Origin of the sequence: Streptomyces sp. NPDC048560 (assembly GCF_040650955.1) — a bacterium.
Classification (GTDB): Bacteria; Actinomycetota; Actinomycetes; order Streptomycetales; family Streptomycetaceae; genus Streptomyces.
Window position 1 is genome coordinate 182,195 of record NZ_JBEZIJ010000001.1, and the last position, 19,839, is coordinate 202,033.

General features: G+C 71.0%; 13 protein-coding genes. 1 reads left to right on the forward strand and 12 read right to left on the reverse strand.

Annotated features, from left to right (window positions below):
* Positions 1 to 13: 13 nt before the first annotated feature.
* From AB0C82_RS00825 to AB0C82_RS00840, 4 genes are all read right to left on the reverse strand, one after another.
* A complete protein-coding gene (locus AB0C82_RS00825) occupies positions 14 to 2,611 on the reverse strand; it encodes a SpoIIE family protein phosphatase (protein WP_362836951.1) in 2,598 nt (865 codons plus the stop codon).
* A 298-nt stretch (positions 2,612 to 2,909) separates the two neighbouring features.
* Positions 2,910 to 4,277 carry a hypothetical protein gene (locus AB0C82_RS00830; RefSeq protein ID WP_362834902.1) on the reverse strand — a complete coding sequence of 456 codons (1,368 nt, stop codon included), beginning with the start codon at positions 4,275 to 4,277 and terminating at the stop codon, positions 2,910 to 2,912.
* Positions 4,278 to 4,346: 69 nt separating this feature from the next.
* Positions 4,347 to 7,439 carry a glycoside hydrolase family 3 N-terminal domain-containing protein gene (locus AB0C82_RS00835; protein ID WP_362834904.1) on the reverse strand — a complete coding sequence of 1,031 codons (3,093 nt, stop codon included), beginning with the start codon at positions 7,437 to 7,439 and terminating at the stop codon, positions 4,347 to 4,349.
* A gap of 79 nt (positions 7,440 to 7,518) precedes the next feature.
* Complete coding sequence (locus tag AB0C82_RS00840) at positions 7,519 to 8,493, reverse strand: LacI family DNA-binding transcriptional regulator (RefSeq protein ID WP_362834906.1); 975 nt, start codon at positions 8,491 to 8,493, stop codon at positions 7,519 to 7,521.
* Between the two features lie 302 nt (positions 8,494 to 8,795).
* Between AB0C82_RS00840 and AB0C82_RS00845 the strand changes: the two genes are divergently transcribed.
* Positions 8,796 to 10,664, forward strand: coding sequence for a lectin (locus AB0C82_RS00845; RefSeq protein ID WP_362834908.1), 1,869 nt, complete (start codon positions 8,796 to 8,798; stop codon positions 10,662 to 10,664).
* Between the two features lie 26 nt (positions 10,665 to 10,690).
* Here AB0C82_RS00845 and cimA read toward each other — a convergent pair whose 3' ends face one another.
* The 8 genes from cimA to AB0C82_RS00885 all read right to left on the reverse strand — a co-directional run bounded on the left by cimA (position 10,691) and on the right by AB0C82_RS00885 (position 19,601).
* Positions 10,691 to 12,298, reverse strand: a complete 1,608-nt coding sequence (gene cimA / locus AB0C82_RS00850; protein ID WP_362834910.1) for a citramalate synthase — start codon at positions 12,296 to 12,298, stop codon at positions 10,691 to 10,693.
* A 277-nt stretch (positions 12,299 to 12,575) separates the two neighbouring features.
* Positions 12,576 to 13,223 (reverse strand): TetR/AcrR family transcriptional regulator, encoded by a 648-nt coding sequence (locus AB0C82_RS00855; protein WP_362834912.1) that lies wholly within the window; start codon positions 13,221 to 13,223, stop codon positions 12,576 to 12,578.
* A 57-nt stretch (positions 13,224 to 13,280) separates the two neighbouring features.
* Positions 13,281 to 14,306, reverse strand: a complete 1,026-nt coding sequence (locus tag AB0C82_RS00860; RefSeq protein ID WP_362834914.1) for an agmatine deiminase family protein — start codon at positions 14,304 to 14,306, stop codon at positions 13,281 to 13,283.
* 36 nt (positions 14,307 to 14,342) lie between these two features.
* Positions 14,343 to 16,025, reverse strand: coding sequence for an urease subunit alpha (locus AB0C82_RS00865; RefSeq protein WP_362834916.1), 1,683 nt, complete (start codon positions 16,023 to 16,025; stop codon positions 14,343 to 14,345).
* Positions 16,025 to 16,711: an urease subunit gamma gene (gene ureA, locus AB0C82_RS00870; RefSeq protein ID WP_362834918.1), complete on the reverse strand. Its 687-nt coding sequence runs from the start codon at positions 16,709 to 16,711 to the stop codon at positions 16,025 to 16,027. The genes AB0C82_RS00865 and ureA overlap by 1 nt, the downstream gene beginning before the upstream one ends.
* Positions 16,712 to 16,980: 269 nt before the next feature.
* Positions 16,981 to 18,084: a branched-chain amino acid aminotransferase gene (locus AB0C82_RS00875; RefSeq protein WP_362834920.1), complete on the reverse strand. Its 1,104-nt coding sequence runs from the start codon at positions 18,082 to 18,084 to the stop codon at positions 16,981 to 16,983.
* A 254-nt stretch (positions 18,085 to 18,338) separates the two neighbouring features.
* On the reverse strand, positions 18,339 to 19,382 hold the full coding sequence (locus AB0C82_RS00880; RefSeq protein ID WP_362834922.1) for a 3-isopropylmalate dehydrogenase: 1,044 nt from the start codon (positions 19,380 to 19,382) through the stop codon (positions 18,339 to 18,341).
* A gap of 90 nt (positions 19,383 to 19,472) precedes the next feature.
* Complete coding sequence (locus AB0C82_RS00885) at positions 19,473 to 19,601, reverse strand: hypothetical protein (RefSeq protein ID WP_362834924.1); 129 nt, start codon at positions 19,599 to 19,601, stop codon at positions 19,473 to 19,475.
* Positions 19,602 to 19,839: the final 238 nt, after the last annotated feature.

Sequence of the window (19,839 nt, forward strand, 5' to 3'; positions counted from 1 at the left end):
GGAGTGGCTTGATCTAGTCGTCGGCTGTCGCGCCGATTGCCTGCTCCGACCAGATGACCTTGCCCGTGGGGGTGTACCGGGTGCCCCAGCGTTCGGCGAACTGCGCGACGAGGAAGAGTCCCCGCCCGCCCTCGTCGGTCGCCGCCGCGTAGCGCAGGTGCGGAGAGGTGCTGCTGGTGTCGGAGACCTCGCAGATGACGCTCCGGTCGTACAGCAGCCGCACCCGGATCGGTCCGGAGCCGTAGCGGATGGCGTTGGTGACCAGCTCGCTGAGGATGAGCTCGGTGACGAAGGCCTCCTCGTCCAGCCCTCGCTCGCCGAGCCAGCGGGCCACCTCCCTGCGCACCCCGGCGACCGCCGAGGGTTCGGGTGCCACGTCGAAATGCGCGACCCGGTCCGGATCCAGCCGGCGGGAGCGGGCCACCAGGAGGGCCACGTCGTCGGTGGGGCGGATGGGCAGGAGGGCGTCGATCACGTCGTCGCAGGTCTCCTCCGGCGTCCGGTCCCGGTGGGCGAGAGCCGTGCGCAGGATGTCGAGGCCGACGTCGAAGTCCCGGTCACGGCGTTCGACCAGGCCGTCGGTGTACAGGACCAGACGGCTTCCCTCGGGCACGGTGAACTCGGCCGACTCGAAGGGCATTCCGCCGATGCCGAGCGGCGGGCCCGTCGGCGTCCCGGGGAACTCCACCGTTCCGTCGGGCAGGACCAGCGCCGGCCCGGGGTGGCCCGCCCTGGCCATGCAGCACTTCCCCGAGACCCCGTCGTAGATCGCGTACAGACAGGTCGCCCCGGCGATCCCCACGTCGGAGCCGTCGTCCGTGCCGTCCTGGTCCATCCGGGCGACGAGCTCGTCGAGGTGGCCGAGGAGTTCGTCGGGCGGCAGGTCCAGCGTCGAGAAGTTGTGGACCGTGGTGCGGAGCCTGCCCATCGTGGCCGCCGCGTGCAGCCCGTGACCGACGACGTCGCCGACGACCAGGGCGACCCTGGCTCCGGACAGCGGGATCACGTCGAACCAGTCGCCGCCCACCCCCGCCTGGGCCGGGAGATAGCGGTAGGCCACGTCGAGGGCGCTCTGCTCGGGCACGCTCCTGGGCAGCAGGCTGCGCTGGAGTGCGACGGCGAGCTCGTGCTCGCGGGTGTAGCGGCGGGCGTTGTCGATGCTGACGGCCGCCCGTGCCACCAGTTCCTCGGCGAAGGAGAGGTCGTCCGCGTCGAAGGGCTCGGGATTCCCCGCGCGCCAGAAGTTCGCCATGCCGAGGATGACACCGCGCGCGTGCAGGGGGACGGAGATGAGCGAGTGGATGCCGTACGCCAGGACCTTCGCCCCGCTGTCGGGATCCCGCTGCCGCCAGCGTGACGCCGCGGAGAGGTCGGCCTCCATCCAGGTGTGTCCGGTGCTCGTGCCGAAGGCCCCGGCCGTGGTGGGCATGAAGGCCACGGCCTGGCCGACGGGGTAGAGCGGGTGATCGGGGTCGACGCCCGCGATGGCGGTGCGCCGCATCTCCAGCACGTCGCCCTTCGGCGGTGGCGGCTCCTCGCCGTGCAGGACGGCGTCGGCCAGGTCGACCGAGGCGAAGTCGGCGAATCCCGGTGTCGCCACCTCCGTCAGCTCCTCGGCCGTCCTGGTGACGTCGAGCGTGGTGCCGATCCGCTCCCCCGCCTCGTACAGGAGCAGCAGGCGCTCGCGTACCTGTTCCGCCGTGCCGGTGACGGCGCGCAGCTCGGTGGTGTCGCGGAGGGTGGCGACGGTACTGGAGGGTTCGCCCTGCGGGTCGGTGGGACGGAGGTTGACGGCCAGCAGCCGGTTGCCGGACCGCCGCACCTCGTCGGTGACGCGGCCGCCGGATGCCAGGAGTTCGGCGGTGCCGCCGTCCAGGCCGAGCTCGGTCACGAGGCGGCCCTCGGCGCCCGGAGGGAGGTCGAGGAGCCGGCGGGCCTCGTCGTTGGCGAGCTGCAGCCGGCCGTCGGCCCCGACGATGAGCACTCCCTCGCGTACCGCGTGGAGCACCGCGTCGTGGTGCTCGTACATCCGTGTCATCCCGGCCGGTCCGAGCCCGTGCGTCTGCCTGCCCAGGCGCCGGCTGACCAGCGCGGCGGCGCCCGCGGCGAGGACGAGTGCCACCACCGAGGCGCCGATGCTGAAGGGCAGGCTCCGGTCCGCCAGGTGCTCCACCGAGTCCACCGTGATGCCGACGGACACCAGCCCGGCGACCGATCCGTCCGACCGGACAACGGGCACCACGGAGGTGACCGCGAGACCGCTGGCCGCCTTGAAGGTCATGGTGAACGGCTCACCCTCCAGGGCCTGGCGGTACGGACCGATGATGCGCTCACCGATCAGCCGGGGCTCGGGGTGCGTGATCCGGATGGCGCGGCGGTCGGAGACGACCACGTAGTCGACATCGGCCTTCTCCCGCACCTGCTCGGTGAGCGGCTGGAGCTCGGCCGTGGGGTCGGGTCCGTCCATGGCCGCCACGATGCCCGGCGCGTGGGCGAAGGTCTCGGCGACGCCGAGCGTGTGGAGGCGGGCCTCCTGCATGGTGTCGCGCCGCCCCTGGACCACCAGCGCGACGGCCGCGGCCGCGACGAGGAGCACGACGAGCCCCAGCATGAGACAGAAGACCTGCCCGGCGACCGTGCGCACGCTGAACAGCGCCCGAAGGCCACCTCCCGGGGGGCGGTCCGCCCTGCCGGTGGTGCCTGCCCGGGCCCGCTCGGCCTGGGCCGCGCCCCCGTCACTGGGCCGATGAGGCCGCCGGACGGGGCGACGGAACCACGCCCGGAATCGACCGGAACCCCACATATAGTCAGGTTTAGCATGGATCACTGCGTTCCGACCGGCGCTTCCGGCCGCGCCGGGGACGCGCGAGCCCGGCGCGGCCGGAAGCGCCGGCCGGAACCAGGCGGCTCTAGAACCCGCCCCCGTCGAACCCTCCGCCCCCGAACCCTCCGCCGTCGCCGAAGCCGCCGAAGTCCGACGAGCTGAAGTCGGAGCCGGAGACGTCGCCGCCGCTCCATTCACCGCCGGAGCCCGCGCCGAAGTCCCCACCGCCGTACTCACCGGCGTACGCGGGGGTCGAGAGCATCGAGCCGAGCATCGTGCCCATCAGCAGACCCGGCAGCAGCCCGCCGCCGAAGTAACCGCCGGCCCAGGGGCCGTACGCCGGTCCCGCCTCCCAGTACGGGCGGCGGCGGCCGTCCCCGACGTCGACCGTGCGGCTCATCGGATCCTCGCCCTCGCGCAGCCTGACCTCGTCCGCACCGCAGACCGGGACCTCGCGGGCAGCGCCGCCGGACGGCGCCCACCGGGCGTCCGCCACCGAGGGGCCGTGGCGCGGGTCGAAGAAACAGGGCGGTCGGCGGGCGGGGAGGGCCGCGCCCGTTCTGCGCGCCTCAAGGACGGCGAGGGAGTAGCGGCCGTCCTCCAGGGCCTGCGTGACCCCGCGCACCTCGGAGGGGTGCCGGGCGCGCTCCATCCGGGTCTTGGCGCTCTCGTACGAGTCGAGTGCGCGCTCGTAGTCGGCGCGCATGGTGTCGTCGGCGCCCGGTTCCGCGGGATGGAAGTCGAGCCGTTCCAGGGTTTCGCCGTACGCGGTGATGTCCTCGTCGACGACGACCCGGAGCTTGTCGAGCGAGGCCCGCTCCTCTTCCTCCTTGCGGCGCCGGTTACGGCGGACGACGGTGTACGCACCCGCGCCGCCCGCCACGGCCACCGCGCCGAGCACGATCAGGCCGGTGGCGGAAGGTCCGGCGGCGCCGTCCGCATCCCCGCCGGACCAGGAGGCGGGCGCGTTGCCCCGGGCCTGGTCGACGGCCTGGTCGACGAAGGCGTTGAGCTGCGTCGCCGCGTCCGCGCCCGCGTCCTGGGTCTTCACGGACGCGACCAGGTTGTCGACCGCCCGGACCGTCATCACGCTGCGGTCGGCGCCCGCGTCGAACCCGTCACCGAGGCGGACCGCGTAGAGGCCGGTGATTCCGGTGTCGTTGCGCAGGTTGGCGAGCAGACCTTCTTCGGGGAAGTCCGAGGACTGCGGCAGAACGGCGACGAACACCGGTTTGTCGGCGTCCTTGATCTTCTTCTCCAGCGCGTCCGCCTCGGAGGCGGAGAGCTGGCCGGCCGCTGCCGGGTCGACGTACACCGGGCCCTGGCGCAGGGCCTGGGCGGCCTCGTCGATCGTGGCGGCGGCGGACGGCGCAGCGGGGGACATCGCCAGCACGGCCGCCGAAAGTATCAGCAGCAGACAGGCCCACAGTGGCGCGAACAGCCTCTTCCGCATACTCCGAAAATAACCCAAGTGGGCGCAAAATGCGCCACCCACTTGGGCTACTTCCGTCCTCGCAGGTGATTACGCGGCGCGGTACGCCGCGCGGAGCTTCGCGACCGCCCCCGTGAGATCACCGGAGAGCAGCAGGTGGTCGGCGTCCGCGAACGGCTTGGACACGGCCGCGGTCACCTCGCCCCCGATCCTCTCCTGGACCAGCAGCCTGGCCCGGTCCACGATCGCCTTGCCCTGCGCGGTCCTCCCCAGGCCCGCCTTCTCCGCGACGTGCGCGGCGACGGCGAGGGCGGAGAGGGTGAGGTCGCCGCCCGCCGGAGGCTTCTGCAGCGTGCTCAGGCCCCAGCCGTAGGGGAACTGCGGGTCGTAGGCCGCGTCGCCGACGTTGATCGGCACCTGGGCCTCGGACTTCGGCCAGGTCACCGGGAGCTGTCCGGTGAAGGGGCGCTTGCCGTAGAGAACGTCGGCCACGCCGTCGCCCTCGGTGCCCGGCAGCCAGGAAGCCACGAGGGCGTCGATGGCCCCGAGCCTGTCGCCGATGAGCTGCGGGCGTCCGGAGACGACCAGCACGGCGCACTTCATGGCGGCGCAGACCGTGTCCACGGCGGCCCGGTCGGCGGCCGTGAGCTCCAGGTCGTGGCCGTTGCCGACGTCACCGATGCCTTCGGCGTACGGGGTCTCGCCGACGACCACCACGCCGACGTCGTACCCGTCCGTCGGGGCCGAGGCGTCCTTGGAGTAGGCCACGGACGCCGGGTCGGCGGACGCCTTCCTCATGCCTTCCAGGATCGTCGTACCGGTGGTGATCCGGCCCGAGGCGCCCTGCCAGCTGACGGTCCAGCCGCCCGCCTGGTTTCCGAGGTCGTCGGCGTTGGATCCGGCGACGTACACCTTCTGGGTGGGCTTGACCGGGAGGACGGCCCCTTCGTTCTTGAGGAGCACCTGGGACTTGGCCGCGGCCTCGCGGGCCACCGCCCGGTGTCCGGCGGAGCCGACCTTGTCCAGGTTGGCCGGGTCGGAGTACGGCTTCTCGAAGAGTCCGAGGCGGAACTTCTGGGTCAGGATGCGGGAGACCGCGTCGTCGATCCGGGCCTCGCTGATCCGGCCCGCGGCGACCTCGTCCTGAAGCGTCCTGCTGAAGTCCTGGTACGCGGTCGGAACCATGATCATGTCGAGTCCGGCGTTGACCGACGTACGGACGTCACTGGCGTAGTCGCCGGGGATCTGGTCGATGGCCTGCCAGTCGCTGATGACGAAGCCCTTGAATCCCATGCGGTCCTTGAGGACCCCCTTGATCATCTCCGCGTGCGCGTGCATCTTCACCGGGCCGGCGTCGTCGCCGATGATGTCGAGGGAGGAGTAGGACGGCATGACCGTGCCGACGCCCCGGTCGACGGCCTCGGCGAACGGCGCGAGGTGCACCGCTTCCAGTTCCTCGCGGGTGACCTTCGTGATGCCCTGGTCGATCGTGTACGCGCCCGTGGTGGAGGAGCCGAACTCCGTCCCGCCGTCGCCGACGAAGTGCTTGGCGCTGGCCAGCACCTTGTCGTTGCGGTCCAGGTCCTTTCCTGAGGGGTTGCCCTGCATCCCCTTGATGACCGTCTCCATGGCTTCCACCAGGGCGGGGTCCTCGCCGTACGCCTCGTAGGAACGGCCCCAGCGCTCGTCGCGGGTCACGCAGACGCAGGGAGCGAAGTCCCAGGGGATGCCGGTCGCGCGGACCTCGCTCGCGGTGACCGCACCGGTCTTCTCGGCGAGCTTCGGGTCGCGGCCCGCGCCGATGCCGATGTTGTGCGGCATGATCGTCGAGCCGATCACGTTGTTGTGGCCGTGCACCGCGTCCACGCCGTAGATCAGCGGGATCTGGAAGCGGGTCGCCTGGGCGCGCAGCTGGTAGGCGTCGACCATCTTCGCCCAGGCCGCGGCCGTGTTCGGGGTGGGTACGGAGCCACCGCCGGAGAGCAGCGAGCCGAGGTCGTACGTGGCGATGTCGCCCTGCGACTTCAGCGCGTTGCGCTCGGCCTGGGTCATCTGGCCGGCCTTCTCGGCGGGCGACATGCGCGACACCAGGTCGGCGACGCGCTTCTTCACCGGAAGCCTCGTGTCCTGGTACGGGAGTCCGTGGGCGTCGATGACGACCTGCGGGTTCTCCTTGGGCGGCTTCGCGCCGGTGACGGTCAGTCCGACCGGGACCGTCTCCGCCGACTCGGCGTCCCCGTCCTTCGCGGTGGCCACGGTCACCGTGTGGGAGGTGCCGGAGGCGGTGCCCGCGGGGAAGGTGTGGGTGCCGGTGACCGGGGTGTAGTCGGCGCCCGACGCGCTGCCTCCCCCGGTCGTGTAGGCGACGGTGACGGGCTCCTCGATGGGGAGGGAGCCGGTGGTGGCGACGGAGATCCGGATGTCCGCCGAGGCCCCCTCCTTCACCGGGTGCACGGCCGAGTCGACGACGACGCTCGACTTCAGTGCCGGGTCGGGCTTCCCGTACAGCTCGACGCCGTCCATGGCGAACGCGCCGGGGGCGCCCGTCGGGAGCGTGACGGCGTAGCCCCACATCTCGTTGAGGCCGAGGACCTGGTCGATGCCGCCGACAGGCTGGTAGTCGGCCCGGTAGACGAAGTCCGCGAACGGGATCTCGATCAGGTGCCAGCCCTCCCAGTCGTCGGTGAAGGAGGTGGTCCACAGCTCGGACGCGCCGCCGTTGGCGCCGCCGTCCTTGATCTCGAAGTTGATCCGCTTGCCCGAACCGGGCGGCAGCGGCGCCTTGTTCTGCCCGTACCACCAGAAGCGGATGCCCTTGTGGGTGGTCCAGTTCTTCGGCGGCTGGTCCACGGCGAACTCGTGGCTGAGTCCGCCCCAGGCGCTGATGTCGTAGGTGCCCTCGAGGACCTTGGCGCCCTCGGGGGCGTCGGCCCGTTCCGCGAACTCCAGCTTCGGCTGGTCGTCGGCGTCGCCGCCCCAGGTGAAGAGGGAGTCGGCGGGCGGGTTGCCGAACGGGACCTCGCCCTCGAACCGGTCGACGAGGACCGGTGCGGGGTCTTCCGCCTCGGCCGCCGCGCTGGGGACGGCCCCGGCGAGCAGTCCGGCGAGGACGGTGACGGCGGCGAGTGCCGCGGTGGCCGGTCTCGCCCTGTGGCGGGCGCGGGCGTGCGGTGTGCGTGGCATTGCGGCTCCTGTGGCGACTGCGGGATCCGGGAGGTGGAGTGCGGAGTGAGCAGGGGAAGAGCCCGGGAAGGGCCGGTCGTTACGGCGCCGAGTGGCGCACGATCAGTTCGGTGGGGAGTACCACCGGTTCGTCCGGTACGGGGGTGCCGCCCAGGTGCGAGAGCAGCATCCGAGCCGCCGTCTCACCCATCCGACGGGTGGGCTGGCGCACGGTGGTCAGCGGCGGTTCGGTGTGCCTGGCCACCGGGATGTCGTCGAAGCCCACCACCGCCACGTCGTCAGGGACGCGGCGTCCCGCCGCGCGCAGGGCTCGCAGCGCGCCCACCGCACTGATGTCGTTGTGCGCGAACACCGAGTCGAACTCCGTCCCGGAGGAGAGGAGTTGCTCGACAGCGAGCCTGCCGCCGCGTTCGGTGAAGTCGCCTTGCGCGACCAGGGCGTCGGGCAGGACCGAGGCGAATCCCCGCGTCCGGTCCCGGACGCAGCCGAAGCCCCGGGGGCCCGTGACGACCAGTGGCCGGGTGTGCCCGGAGTCCCGCAGATGGCGGGCGGCCGAGGCGCCCCCCTCGTGGTTGGTGGTCACGACGGAGGGGAAGGCGGGGTGATGGCCGCGGTCGTCGATCAGCACGATCGGCAGGCCGGCCAGGTGCAGTTCGGTGAGGTGGCCGAGCGTGTTCTCCGGCTCCACCACGACGAGCCCGTCGAAGGCGCGCGCCGACACCTGACCGGTGAAGCGGCGCACGGAGTCGGCGCCGCGGTTGCAGGTGAAGAGCAGCAGTCCGTAGTCGGCGGCCTCGACCGTGTCGACGACTCCCTGGAGGAGTTCGCCCATCCACGGCCAGGTCAGCGAGGGCACCAGCATCCCGACCGTACGGCTGCTGCCGCGGGCCAGTCCGACGGCGCCCGAGCTGGGCACGTAGCCGAGACCCGCAATCACTTCCCGAACACGACCGGCTGTCGAACCGTCCACGTCCGCCTTGCCGTTGACGACTCTGGACACCGTTGTCTTGCTGACGCCGGCCGCCCGGGCCACATCGGCGATGGTGACGCGCAACAAGGCCTCCGGAGTCAAGGCGGGGCATGGCGGGGCGGGGCGGGAACGGCGGTTGCGGCACCGGTTCCGCAACCGCTGCCGGAACCGGTTCCGGCGTTGCGGCTGGAGTTAACCCCGCTGAAAAGGTGCCGTCAATACTTCACACCGGAATTGGTCCGTACCCATTCCCCCACCTGGCCGGACGCGTTGTCCGTTCACTTCATGAACATTGAGCCCTCTTGACGCGGACACGTAAGGGCGGTTTTCACTCACGCCACGATCGACGGCACACCCCCACACCTCTGCCGAGAAAGGCAGCAGCCATGATCCGAACCAGCAGAGCAGCGAGGGTCCTTCTCGCCACGGCGCTCGCGACCGCAGGTCTGGCCGGGCTCTCCTCCGGTACCGCCCAGGCCGCGGGCGAGAGCGTGAGCATCGCCCTGACCACCACGGACGACGCCGGTGGCCGCCATGTCACCCGTGGCCTCCAAGCCCAGGCACCGATCACTTTCGGCCCGGGGAACGGGGGTTCGGGCACCAACATCACGGTCGACGAGAACACCCGCTACCAGACCTTCACCGGCGGCGGCGCCTCGTTCACCGACACGGCCGCCTGGCTGATGAAGGGCAGCGGCGCGCTCAGCCAGGCGACCCGCGACGCGACGATGAGGAAGCTGTTCTCCCCCACCGAGGGCATCGGGCTCTCGTTCGTACGCAATCCGATGGGCGGATCCGACCTCGCACGGTTCGGCTACACCTACGACGACGTGCCGGCCGGGCAGACCGACCCGGACCTCGACCGCTTCTCCATCGCCCACGATCTGCAGGACGTGCTGCCCCTGACCCAGCAGGCCGAGCAGCTGAACCCCGCGCTGACGACGGTCGCCTCCCCGTGGACCGCCCCCGCCTGGATGAAGGACAGCGGGCAGCTGAACGGCGGCTGGCTGAAGGCGGAGAACTACGGCGCCTACGCCGACTACTTCGTGAAGTACCTCCAGGCGTACCAGGCCCAGGGCGTCACGGTCGACTACGTCACCGCGCAGAACGAACCCACCTGCTGCTCCGGCTACCCGTCCATGAGCTGGAACGGCTCGGGGCTCGCCTACTTCACCAAGAACGAGCTGCTGCCGAAGCTCCGGTCGGCGGGCCTGGCCACCAAGGTGCTGGCCCACGACTGGAACTGGGACACCTACGACGCGTACGCGGCGGCCACCGTGGACGACGCGGCCGTGCGCAGCCATCCCAACTTCGGCGGGATCGCCTGGCACGGGTACGGCGGCGACATCGCGAAGCAGACCGCCGTGCACGACCAGTACCCGGAGCTGGACGCCTTCCAGACAGAGCACTCGGGCGGCACCTGGATCGCCGACCAGCAGCGGGAGGACATGCTCAACATCATCGACTACACCCGGAACTGGGCGAAGTCGGTGACCAAGTGGTCGCTGGCCGTGGACCAGAACCGGGGCCCGCACAACGGTGGCTGCGGCACCTGCGACGGGCTGATCACCGTGCACAACGGGGACAGCAGGCACGGTCAGGTCGACTACACCGTCGAGTACTACACGATGGGTCACCTGACGAAGTTCGTACGCCCGGGCGCCGCCCGCATCGCGTCCACAGCCAGTTCGACGGTGCCCAACGTCGCCTGGCGCAACCCGGACGGCTCCAAGGCGCTGATCGCCTACAACGGCTCCACGTCCGCACAGCCGGTCACCGTCAACTGGGGCGGCCAGAAGTTCACGTACTCCCTCCCGGGCCGCACGTCGGCCACCTTCACCTGGTCCGGCACCCCGTCCGGCCCGACGGAGAGGTCGGGCGCCCTGACCGGAATCGGCGGCAAGTGCCTCGATGCCACGGGGAACAGCGGCGCGGACGGCACAGCGGTACAGATCTGGGACTGCACCGGTGCGTCCAACCAGCGCTGGACGCTGGCGGGCGACGGCTCGGTCCGGGTGCTCGGTGCCTGCCTGGACGTGACGTCGGGCTCGACGGCGAACGGGGCGAAGGTCCAGCTGTACACCTGCAACGGCACGGGGGCGCAGCGCTGGACGTACGACGCCGCGACCGGGGACCTCGTCAACACGGCCGCCGGCAAGTGCCTCGACGTGACGGACCAGTCATCGGCGAACGGGGCCCGCACCCAGATCTGGACCTGCACCGGAGCCGCCAACCAGAAGTGGCGGCTCCGGTGAACAGGCCTTCACCCGGAGGTGGGGTCCTAGTCCAGGGGCTCGACGCCGGCGCGCAGCAGACCGTAGGTGTACGCGTCCTCCAGTGACTGCCAGGAGGCCGCGATGATGTTCTCGGCCACGCCCACCGTCGACCAGTCGCCGGCTCCGTCACCCGTGGTGATCAGTACCCGGGTGGTGGAGTCGGTGCCGGTCGTTCCCTCCAGGATGCGGACCTTGTAGTCCACCAGCTCCAGCTTGGCCAGCTGCGGGTAGATCCGTTCCAGGCCCACGCGCAGCGCCCGGTCCAGTGCGTTGACCGGGCCGTTGCCCTCCGCGGTGGCGACGATCCGCTCACCCTTGGCCCAGAGCTTCACCGTCGCCTCGTTGGCGTGCGTGCCGTCGGGGCGGTCCTCGGTGATGACACGCCAGGACTCCGTACGGAAGTACCTGCGTGCCCGGCCCTCGACCTCGCTGCGCAGCAGCAGTTCGAACGAGGCGTCGGCCGCCTCGTAGGTGTAGCCCTGGAGTTCGCGCTCCTTGACCCGTGCCACGACCCGCCCGACGAGCTCGCGGTCGTCGCCGAGGTCGATGCCGAGCTCCTTGCCCTTCAGCTCGATCGAGGCGCGGCCCGCCATGTCGGAGACGAGCATGCGCATGGTGTTGCCGACGAGCTCGGGATCGATGTGCTGGTAGAGGTCCGGGTCCACCTTGATCGCGGAGGCGTGCAGTCCGGCCTTGTGGGCGAAGGCGGAGACACCGACGTAGGGCTGGTGGGTGGAGGGCGTCAGGTTGACGACCTCGGCGATGGCGTGCGAGATGCGGGTCATGTCGGCCAGCGCGCCCTCGGGCAGGACGGTCTTGCCGTACTTGAGTTCCAGGGCCGCGACGACGGGGAAGAGGTTGGCGTTGCCGACCCGCTCGCCGTAGCCGTTGGCCGTGCACTGGACGTGGGTGGCGCCCGCGTCGACGGCGGCGAGGGTGTTGGCCACGGCGCAGCCGGTGTCGTCCTGGGCGTGGATGCCGAGGCGGGCCCCGGTGTCCGCGAGGACGGTGGCGACCACGGCCTGGATCTGGGCAGGGAGCATTCCGCCGTTGGTGTCGCACAGGATGACGACGTCGGCGCCCGCCTCGGAGGCGGCCCGGACGACGGCCTTGGCGTACTCGGCGTTGGCGCGGTAGCCGTCGAAGAAGTGCTCGCAGTCGACGAAGACCCGCCGGCCCTGTTCGCGGAGGTGGGAGACGGTGTCGCGGACCATCTCCAGGTTCTCCTCCAGCGTGGTGCGCAGGGCCAGTTCCACATGACGGTCGTGGGACTTGGCGACCAGGGTGATCACCGGCGCCCCGGAGTCGAGGAGTGCCTTGACCTGCGGGTCGTCGGCGGCGCTGCCGCCCGCCCTGCGGGTCGCCCCGAACGCGACCAGCTGGGCGTGGGCGAAGTCGATCTCCTGGGCGGCGCGGGCGAAGAACTCCGTGTCGCGCGGGTTGGCGCCCGGCCAGCCGCCCTCGATGAAGCCGACGCCGAAGTCGTCCAGATGCCGGGCAATGGTCAGCTTGTCCGCGACCGTCAGGTTGATGCCTTCACGCTGTGCACCGTCGCGCAGTGTGGTGTCGAAGACATGGAAACTGTCGTCGGTGGCCTTGGCCTTGGTGGTCATGCTGTCTGACTCCTGTCGGATGAGTGGATCCGGACGATCGGGCTCCACTTGCCCCCATCATCCCGCGCGCGCCGCCCCGGCCGAGGTGAGGGCCGGAAAACGAAAAAACCTCTCGCGGGTGCGAGAGGTCTGCGCGCGGGTCTGGGGCACGATGGCCGCTCCGTACGTGGTGGTACGGGACGATCACTGCGGACCGGCGCGCCTGCTGCCAATAATCATGACGAACGAGGACACGGTCGCAGTCTTGCACAGCGCCGGTCCCCCTCCCGCGCCCGTCTCAGGATGCGGTCGTGACGTCCGTCGCAGCCGGCCCGCCCGACGGAGGCAGCAGCGCGTCCCGGAGGAACTCCCGCACATGGGAGAGGACCTGCCCCCGCCCCGTGCCCGGTATACCGACGGCGACATGGACGCTGAATCCGTCGAGGAGGGCCCGCAGCCGGGCGGCGAACCGGTCGGGGTCCACGGCACGGAACTCGCCGCGCGAGATCCCCTCGGCGAGCAGCGCCACCAGGTCGCGGTGCCAGGCACCCTCGATCGCGGCCTGCCGGCCGCGCGCGTCCGCGTCGGCGTTCTGCGAACGGTTCCAGACCTCCAGCCAGAGCGTCCAGTGGGGGTCGCGCGGCCCTTCGGGCAGGTAGAGGTCCACGTACGCGTCGAGCCGCTCGGCGGCGGATGCCTGCCGGGAGAGCAGCGCCCCGCGCTCGGCGCCGAGCCGCCCCTCGCTCCACTCCAGGGTCTGCAGCAGCAGTTCGTCCTTGGTCCGGAAGTAGTAGAGGAGGTGCCCGCTGCTCATCCCGACCTCGCGTCCGAGCCCGGCCATGGTCAGCCCGTCGAGCCCGCGCTCGGCGATGGTGGTCATGGCCGCGACGAGTACGGACTCCCGGGGCGGGGCGATGTTGCGCCGGCGGGCTGGTGGCCGGTTCATGCGGCGGCCGGTGCGCGGAGTATCTCGTTCACCTGTACGTTCTACCGGATCCGCGGCTCAGCCGTGCACGGCGGGCTGCTGCTGGGTGATGCAGTGGATGCCGCCCCCGCCCGCGAAGATCGCCCGGGCGTCGACGAGTTCCACGGTGCGGCCGGGGTGGAGACGTCGGAAGATCTCCGCGGCCTGCTCGTCGCGGGGGTCGTCGAAGGCGCACAGCACCACCCCGCCGTTGCAGAGGTAGTGGTTGATGTAGGAGTAGTCGACCCACTCGCCGTCCTCGTCCCGGACCACGGTGGGGGCGGGGACCTCGACGACCTCCAGCCGGCGGCCCCTGGCGTCCGTCTGCGACCTGAGCATCGCCACGTTCTCCCGGCAGAGGGCGTGGTCGGGGTGGGACGGGTCGGGCTGGGTGTGGGCGACGACCACTCCCGGGCCCGCGAAGGCGGCGACGATGTCGACGTGGCCCAGGGTGCCGTAGCCGTGGGGCGGGTAGTCACCGGTGAGGCCGCGCTCCAGCCAGATCGCCTTCGTGGTGCCGAGCCTGGCGTGGATCTCGGCCTCGACGCCGGCCCGGGACCATCCCGGGTTCCGCTCCGGGCCCAGCTGCACCGTCTCGGTGAGCAGTACGGTGCCCTCGCCGTCGACGTGGATGCCGCCGCCCTCGTTGACCAGCGGAGAGCTGTGTACGGGAACACCCGCGAGGTCCGCCACATGGCGGGCGATCTTCGCGTCGTGCTCCCAGGTGGCCCAGTCCTGGGCACCCCAGCCGTTGAACACCCAGTCGACGGCCGCGAGCCGGGTGCCGTCGGTGACGAAGGTGGGGCCGATGTCGCGCATCCAGGCGTCGTCCAGCTCGTGCTCGACCACCTCGATGTCCGGGCCGAGCAGCTCCCGGGCCTCCTCCGACCGGCCGGGGCCGGTGACCATGGTCACCGGCTCGAAGCGGCGTACGGCCCGGGCGACGGAGGCCCAGGCCCTGCGGGCCTCGGCGAGGTCGTCACCGGAGAAGGTGGCGTTGGGGCCCGGCCACGCCATCCAGGTCCGCTCGTGCGGGGCCCACTCGGGCGGCATACGGAAGCTCATGTCGTCTTACTCCAAAGGGCGGTTGCGGGATGGCGCTTAGAGGAAGTAGAGGCGGTTGAGGGAGACCGAGTCGGCCGGATCCGAGCGCACCGGAGCGCCGTCCAGCGTGACCAGACCGCTCTCCCCGTCGACGCCCACCTTTCCGGTCCGGGAGTTGAGGCGCAGGTCCGCCGGGCCGATGCCCCGGGTGCCGCTCACGGCGACCCTGCGGCGCCGGGTGGGCATCAGGTCGGAGCCCAGATCGGTCGCGGCCTTGGCCACGAAGGCCACCGAGATGTCCGCCGGAGTCGTCCCGTAGGCACCGAACTGCGGTCCCAGGACCAGCGGTTCGCAGGTGTCGGTCGCGGCGTTGGGGTCGCCCGTCACCCCGTACGCCGGAAAGCCCGACTTCAGTACGAGCTGCGGCTTCGCCCCGAAGAACTGCGGTTTCCACAGCACGATGTCGGCGAGTTTGCCCACCTCGATCGAACCGATCTCGTGCGCGAGGCCGTGGGCCAGGGCGGGGTTGATCGTGAGCTTCGCGAGGTAGCGCAGGACACGGGCGTTGTCGTCGTGCGGGCCGTCGCCCTCCAGCGGCCCCCGTTCGGCCTTCATCTTCCCGGCCATCGCGAAGGTGCGCCGTACGGTCTCGCCCGCACGCCCCATCCCCTGCGCGTCCGAGGAGGTGATGCCGATCGCCCCGAGGTCGTGCAGCACGTCCTCGGCGCCCATCGTGCCCGCCCTGATCCGGTCCCTCGCCATGGCGGCGTCGCCGGGCAGGTCGGTCTTGAGGTCGTGCACGGAGACGATCATGCCGTAGTGCTCGGCCACCGCGTCCCGGCCAAAGGGCAGGGTCGGGTTGGTGGAGGAGCCGATGACGTTGGGCACGCCCGCCATCTTCAGCACGTTCGGCACGTGACCGCCGCCGCAGCCCTCGATGTGGAAGGCGTGGATGGTCCGGCCGTCCAGGACGCTCAGGGTGTCCTCGACCGACAGGCACTCGTTCAGCCCGTCACTGTGCAGGGCGACCTGCACATCGTGCTCCTCGGCCACGCGCAGAGCCGTGTCGAGCGCACGCGTGTGGGCGCCCATGTCCTCGTGGACCTTGAAACCGGACGCGCCGCCCTCGGCCAGCGCCTCCACCAGCGGAGCGGCGTCGGACGACGAACCCCGGGCCAGGAAGCCGATGTTGACCGGCCAGGCGTCGAAGGCGTTGAAGGCGTGGCGCAGCGCCCACGGCGAGTTGACGCCGACCCCCCACACCGGGCCGAACTCCTGGCCGATGACGGTGGTGACGCCGGAGGCGAGCGAGGCCTCCATGATGCGCGGCGAGAGCAGGTGGACATGGGTGTCCACGGCGCCGGCGGTGGCGATCATGCCCTCGCCGGAGACGATGCTGGTCCCGGTGCCGACGACGACGTCGACACCGTCGAGGGTGTCCGGGTTCCCGGCCCGCCCGATCGCGTGGATCCGGCCCTCACGGATCCCGATGGAGACCTTGCGGATCCCCAGGACTGCGTCGATGACCAGCACGTTGCTGATGACGACGTCGCAGGTGTCGCGTACGGCTGCCGCCTTCAGATGCAGTCCGTCCCGCGCGGTCTTGCCGAACCCGGCGAGGAACTCGTCGCCCTGGCGCTGCGAGTCCGATTCGACGCGCACCACCAGACCGGAGTCGCCGAGGACGACCCGGTCCCCGGCGCGCGGTCCGTGGACCGAGGCGTATTCGTAGGGGTCCATCAGGCGTCCTCCGCTCCGAGATAGCCGCAGGCCGCCGCGCGCCGCAGGGCCTCTTCCTTCGCTCCGGGGGCGTCCAGCGGGCCGTCGACCAGGCCCGCGAAGCCGATCGCGATCCGCGCGCCCCCGATCGGCACGAGGCCGACCTCGGCGCCGCCGCCCGGGTCGAAGCGCACCGACGATCCGGCGGGCACCGACAGCCTCATGCCGTAGGCCGCGGCCCGGTCGAAGTCCAGCCGTGGGTTGGCCTCGAAGAAGTGGAAGTGCGACGTGACGCTGACCGGGACGGTGGCGGTGTTGCGCACGGTCAGCCGCAGCGCGGGCTCGGGCACGGCGTGCGGCGGAGCGGGCAGTACGGCGCCGGGCGCCCCGTCCCCGAGGCCGCCGCCCCCGATGGGCGCGGACACGACCGCGAGCCGGGAGCCGTCGTCGAAGACGGCCTCGACATGGACCTCGGTGACCACGTCCGCCACTCCGGGCAGGACGTCGTCGGGCCCCAGTACGGCGCGCGCGGCCTCGATGGCCTCCGCGAGCCGCCGCCCGTCCCGGGCCGCCTCGCAGACGGTGTCCGCGATCAGCGCGGTGGCTTCGGGGACGTTGAGCCTCAGCCCGCGCGCCCGGCGCGCCCGCGCCAGTTCCGCGGCTCCGAAGAGCAGCAGCCGGTCCCGCTCGGTCGGGGTCAGTCTCATGTCGTCACACCTCCGGGTTAGAACGTCACTCTAACCACGAGCTTCTAGGTGGGGAAGCCATAGCTGCGCAATTTCGGTGAGACTTTGAGCAGCGCTCTAATTGCCGGGCGCGCCTGTGCGGCGGAAATCGACCCGTCGGGGACACGACTCAGGCGCCGTACTCATCCGTACGGCGCCTGAGCGGCGGGCAGCTTGGCCGGCCTGGAGGAGGAACAGCGGGGCGGCCCGGAGAGCCTCCCGCGAGCCCTTACCGAGCCGGACCGGAGGCCCTAGCCGAGCGGGTGCATCCAGCCGTGGGTGTCCTCGGCGATGCCGCGCTGGATGTCCAGCAGGCGGTCACGCAGCTTCATCGTGACCTCGCCGGGTGCGCCGTCGCCCTGGACCCACTCGCCCTGGGCGGACTTGACGGTGCCGACGGGCGTGATGACCGCGGCGGTGCCGCAGGCGAAGACCTCGGTCAGGGTGCCGTTCGCGGTGTCGGCCTTCCACTGGTCGATGGAGACGCGGCCCTCCTCGGCCTCGTAGCCGAGGTCACCGGCGACCTTGAGCAGCGAGTCGCGGGTGATGCCGGCGAGCAGCGAGCCGGTGAGCTCGGGAGTGACGATGCGCGTCGTGCCGTCCTCCTGCCCGTACACGAAGTACAGGTTCATGCCGCCGAGCTCCTCGACCCACTTGTGCTCGACCGCGTCCAGGTAGGCGACCTGGTCGCAGCCCTGCTCGGCGGCCTCGGCCTGGGCCAGCAGGGACGCCGCGTAGTTGCCGCCGGTCTTGGCGTCGCCCATGCCGCCGGGGACGGCGCGGACACGGTTCTCGGAGAGCCAGATGGAGACGGGCTTCACGCCACCGGGGAAGTAGGCGCCGGCGGGCGAGGCGATGACGATGAAGAGGTACTCGTTCGCGGGCCGCACGCCCAGGCCGACCTCGGCCGCGATCATGAACGGGCGCAGGTAGAGCGACTCCTCGCCGCCGTGCTCCGGAACCCATGCCTTGTCCTGCTGCACGAGGGCGTCGCAGGCCGCGATGAACGTCTCGACCGGGAGCTCGGGCATCGCGAGCCGGGCGGCGGACCGCTGGAAGCGCTCGGCGTTGGCCTGGGGACGGAAGCTGGCCACGGTGCCGTCGGGCTGGCGGTACGCCTTCAGGCCCTCGAAGATCTCCTGCGCGTAGTGCAGGGTCATGTTGGCCGGGTCCATCGACAGCGGGCCGTACGGGACGAGCTGGGCGTCGTGCCAGCCCCTGCCCTCCGTCCACCTGATCGTCACCATGTGATCGGTGAAGTGGCGGCCGAAGCCGGGGCTGACCAGGATCGCCTCGCGCTCCGCGTCGGACAGCGGGTTCGAGGAGGGCTTGAGCTCGATCGTGGGCGTCGTCATGAGTGCGTGTCCTTCACCGGTCTTGTGTGTGATGGACCGCGCTCACACCCTCCGCCGCCCGACAGATACCAGAGAGGTCTTAGGACGTCCGAGCAATGCCACGAGCCACGGCCCCGCGTTCGATTATCTCCCGGGGGCGGCCGTGCACGAAATGACGTGAGTGCGGTCCAGGGTCGATGGTGGCACCCGGAGAGCGCACAGGAGAAGCCGCCGGGTGCGTTGCGACCCGGCGGCTTCGAAGTGGAGTCGTCGGGTCAGCTCGCTACTCGTACCGCGAGGGCGTCGCCGATCTCGTCGGTGGTACGGGTGCGAGCCCCGTCGCGCTCCGCGAGATCGGCGGAGACGGCGTCCTCGATGCGCACGGCCTCGGTCTCGTAGCCGAGGTGACGCAGCAGGAGGGCGACGGAGAGGATCGTGGCGGTCGGGTCGGCCTTGCCCTGGCCCGCGATGTCGGGGGCAGAACCGTGGACCGGCTCGAACATCGACGGGAACGTGCCCGTCGGGTTGATGTTGCCGGAGGCTGCCAGGCCGATTCCGCCGGTCACGGCGGCGGCGAGGTCCGTGAGGATGTCACCGAAGAGGTTGTCGGTGACGATGACGTCGAAGCGCTCCGGCTGGGTGACGAAGAAGATCGTCGCGGCGTCGACGTGCAGGTAGTCGGTGGTGACCTCGGGGTACTCGGTCGCGACCTCGTCGAAGATGTTCTTCCACATGTGGCCGGCGTACACCAGCACGTTGTTCTTGTGGACCAGCGTCAGCTTCTTGCGCGGACGGGCCTTCGCCCGCTCGAAGGCGTCACGGACGACGCGCTCGACGCCGTACGCGGTGTTGATGCTGACCTCGGTGGCGACCTCGTGCTCCGTGCCCGTGCGGAGCGAGCCGCCGTTGCCCGTGTACGGGCCCTCGGTGCCCTCGCGCACGACCACGAAGTCGATGTCGGGGCGGCCGGCGAGCGGGGTCGCGGTGTTCGGGAAGAGCTTCGAGGGGCGCAGGTTGATGAAGTGGTCGAAGGCGAAACGCAGCTTCAGCAGGAGCCCCCGCTCCAGCACGCCGGACGGCACGGACGGATCACCGATCGCACCGAGCAGGAGGGCGTCGTGGCCCTTGAGCGCTTCCAGCTCCGCGTCCGGGAGGGTTTCACCGGTGCGGTGCCAGCGCTGGGCACCAAGGTCGTACTCCTTGGTCTCCAGCTTCACGTCCTGCGGGAGAACAGCGTTGAGGACCTTGAGGCCCTGGGCCACGACCTCCTGGCCGATACCGTCACCGGGGATCACTGCGAGATTGATGCTGCGAGACATATCGGCACCCTACTGTTCGTCCCAGCCCATGACATCCGTTGTCCGCGATACGGACAGTGCGCGTCATGGGCCCGGGCGCGGGCCCGGCCCTCAGTGGCCGGTGGAGCCGCCGTTGTCCCGGCGGTCGAGAGCCCTCTGGAGTGCGGCGGCGGCGTTCTTGCGCTCGGACTCGGTGGGGCGGTGGGTGTGGCGGACGCGGCGGGCAGTGGTCTCGGCCATGATGGATCGACTCCTTGAGATCGCGAGGATTTCGAGATCGAGATTCGAGATCGGGATTTCGAGGCGCCGGAAGGGGCGGGGAGCGTGCCGCAGGGGTTACCTGCTCAGGGGCACGCGCTCACAACCGCCGTTCGCTCGATGGAGCGAGTCGTTCGGCTTCTACAAAGCTAGGACAGGTGCGCCGTTCTGTCTCCACAATTACTCGGACTTCCTACTATCTGAGACGGCGGCACCGGAA

What these genes read in the sequence shown, in the direction of transcription:
- AB0C82_RS00825 (WP_362836951.1), bottom strand. Translation starts at nt 2,611, where the DNA reads ATGCTGGGGCTCGTCGTGCTCCTCGTCGCGGCCGCGGCCGTCGCGCTG.
- AB0C82_RS00830 (WP_362834902.1), bottom strand. Translation starts at nt 4,277, where the DNA reads ATGCGGAAGAGGCTGTTCGCGCCACTGTGGGCCTGTCTGCTGCTGATA.
- AB0C82_RS00875 (WP_362834920.1), bottom strand. Translation starts at nt 18,084, where the DNA reads ATGACGACGCCCACGATCGAGCTCAAGCCCTCCTCGAACCCGCTGTCC.
- cimA (WP_362834910.1), bottom strand. Translation starts at nt 12,298, where the DNA reads ATGACCACCAAGGCCAAGGCCACCGACGACAGTTTCCATGTCTTCGAC.
- AB0C82_RS00835 (WP_362834904.1), bottom strand. Translation starts at nt 7,439, where the DNA reads ATGCCACGCACACCGCACGCCCGCGCCCGCCACAGGGCGAGACCGGCC.
- ureA (WP_362834918.1), bottom strand. Translation starts at nt 16,711, where the DNA reads ATGAGACTGACCCCGACCGAGCGGGACCGGCTGCTGCTCTTCGGAGCC.
- AB0C82_RS00860 (WP_362834914.1), bottom strand. Translation starts at nt 14,306, where the DNA reads ATGAGCTTCCGTATGCCGCCCGAGTGGGCCCCGCACGAGCGGACCTGG.
- AB0C82_RS00865 (WP_362834916.1), bottom strand. Translation starts at nt 16,025, where the DNA reads ATGGACCCCTACGAATACGCCTCGGTCCACGGACCGCGCGCCGGGGAC.
- AB0C82_RS00845 (WP_362834908.1), top strand. Translation starts at nt 8,796, where the DNA reads ATGATCCGAACCAGCAGAGCAGCGAGGGTCCTTCTCGCCACGGCGCTC.
- AB0C82_RS00855 (WP_362834912.1), bottom strand. Translation starts at nt 13,223, where the DNA reads ATGAACCGGCCACCAGCCCGCCGGCGCAACATCGCCCCGCCCCGGGAG.
- AB0C82_RS00880 (WP_362834922.1), bottom strand. Translation starts at nt 19,382, where the DNA reads ATGTCTCGCAGCATCAATCTCGCAGTGATCCCCGGTGACGGTATCGGC.
- AB0C82_RS00885 (WP_362834924.1), bottom strand. Translation starts at nt 19,601, where the DNA reads ATGGCCGAGACCACTGCCCGCCGCGTCCGCCACACCCACCGCCCCACC.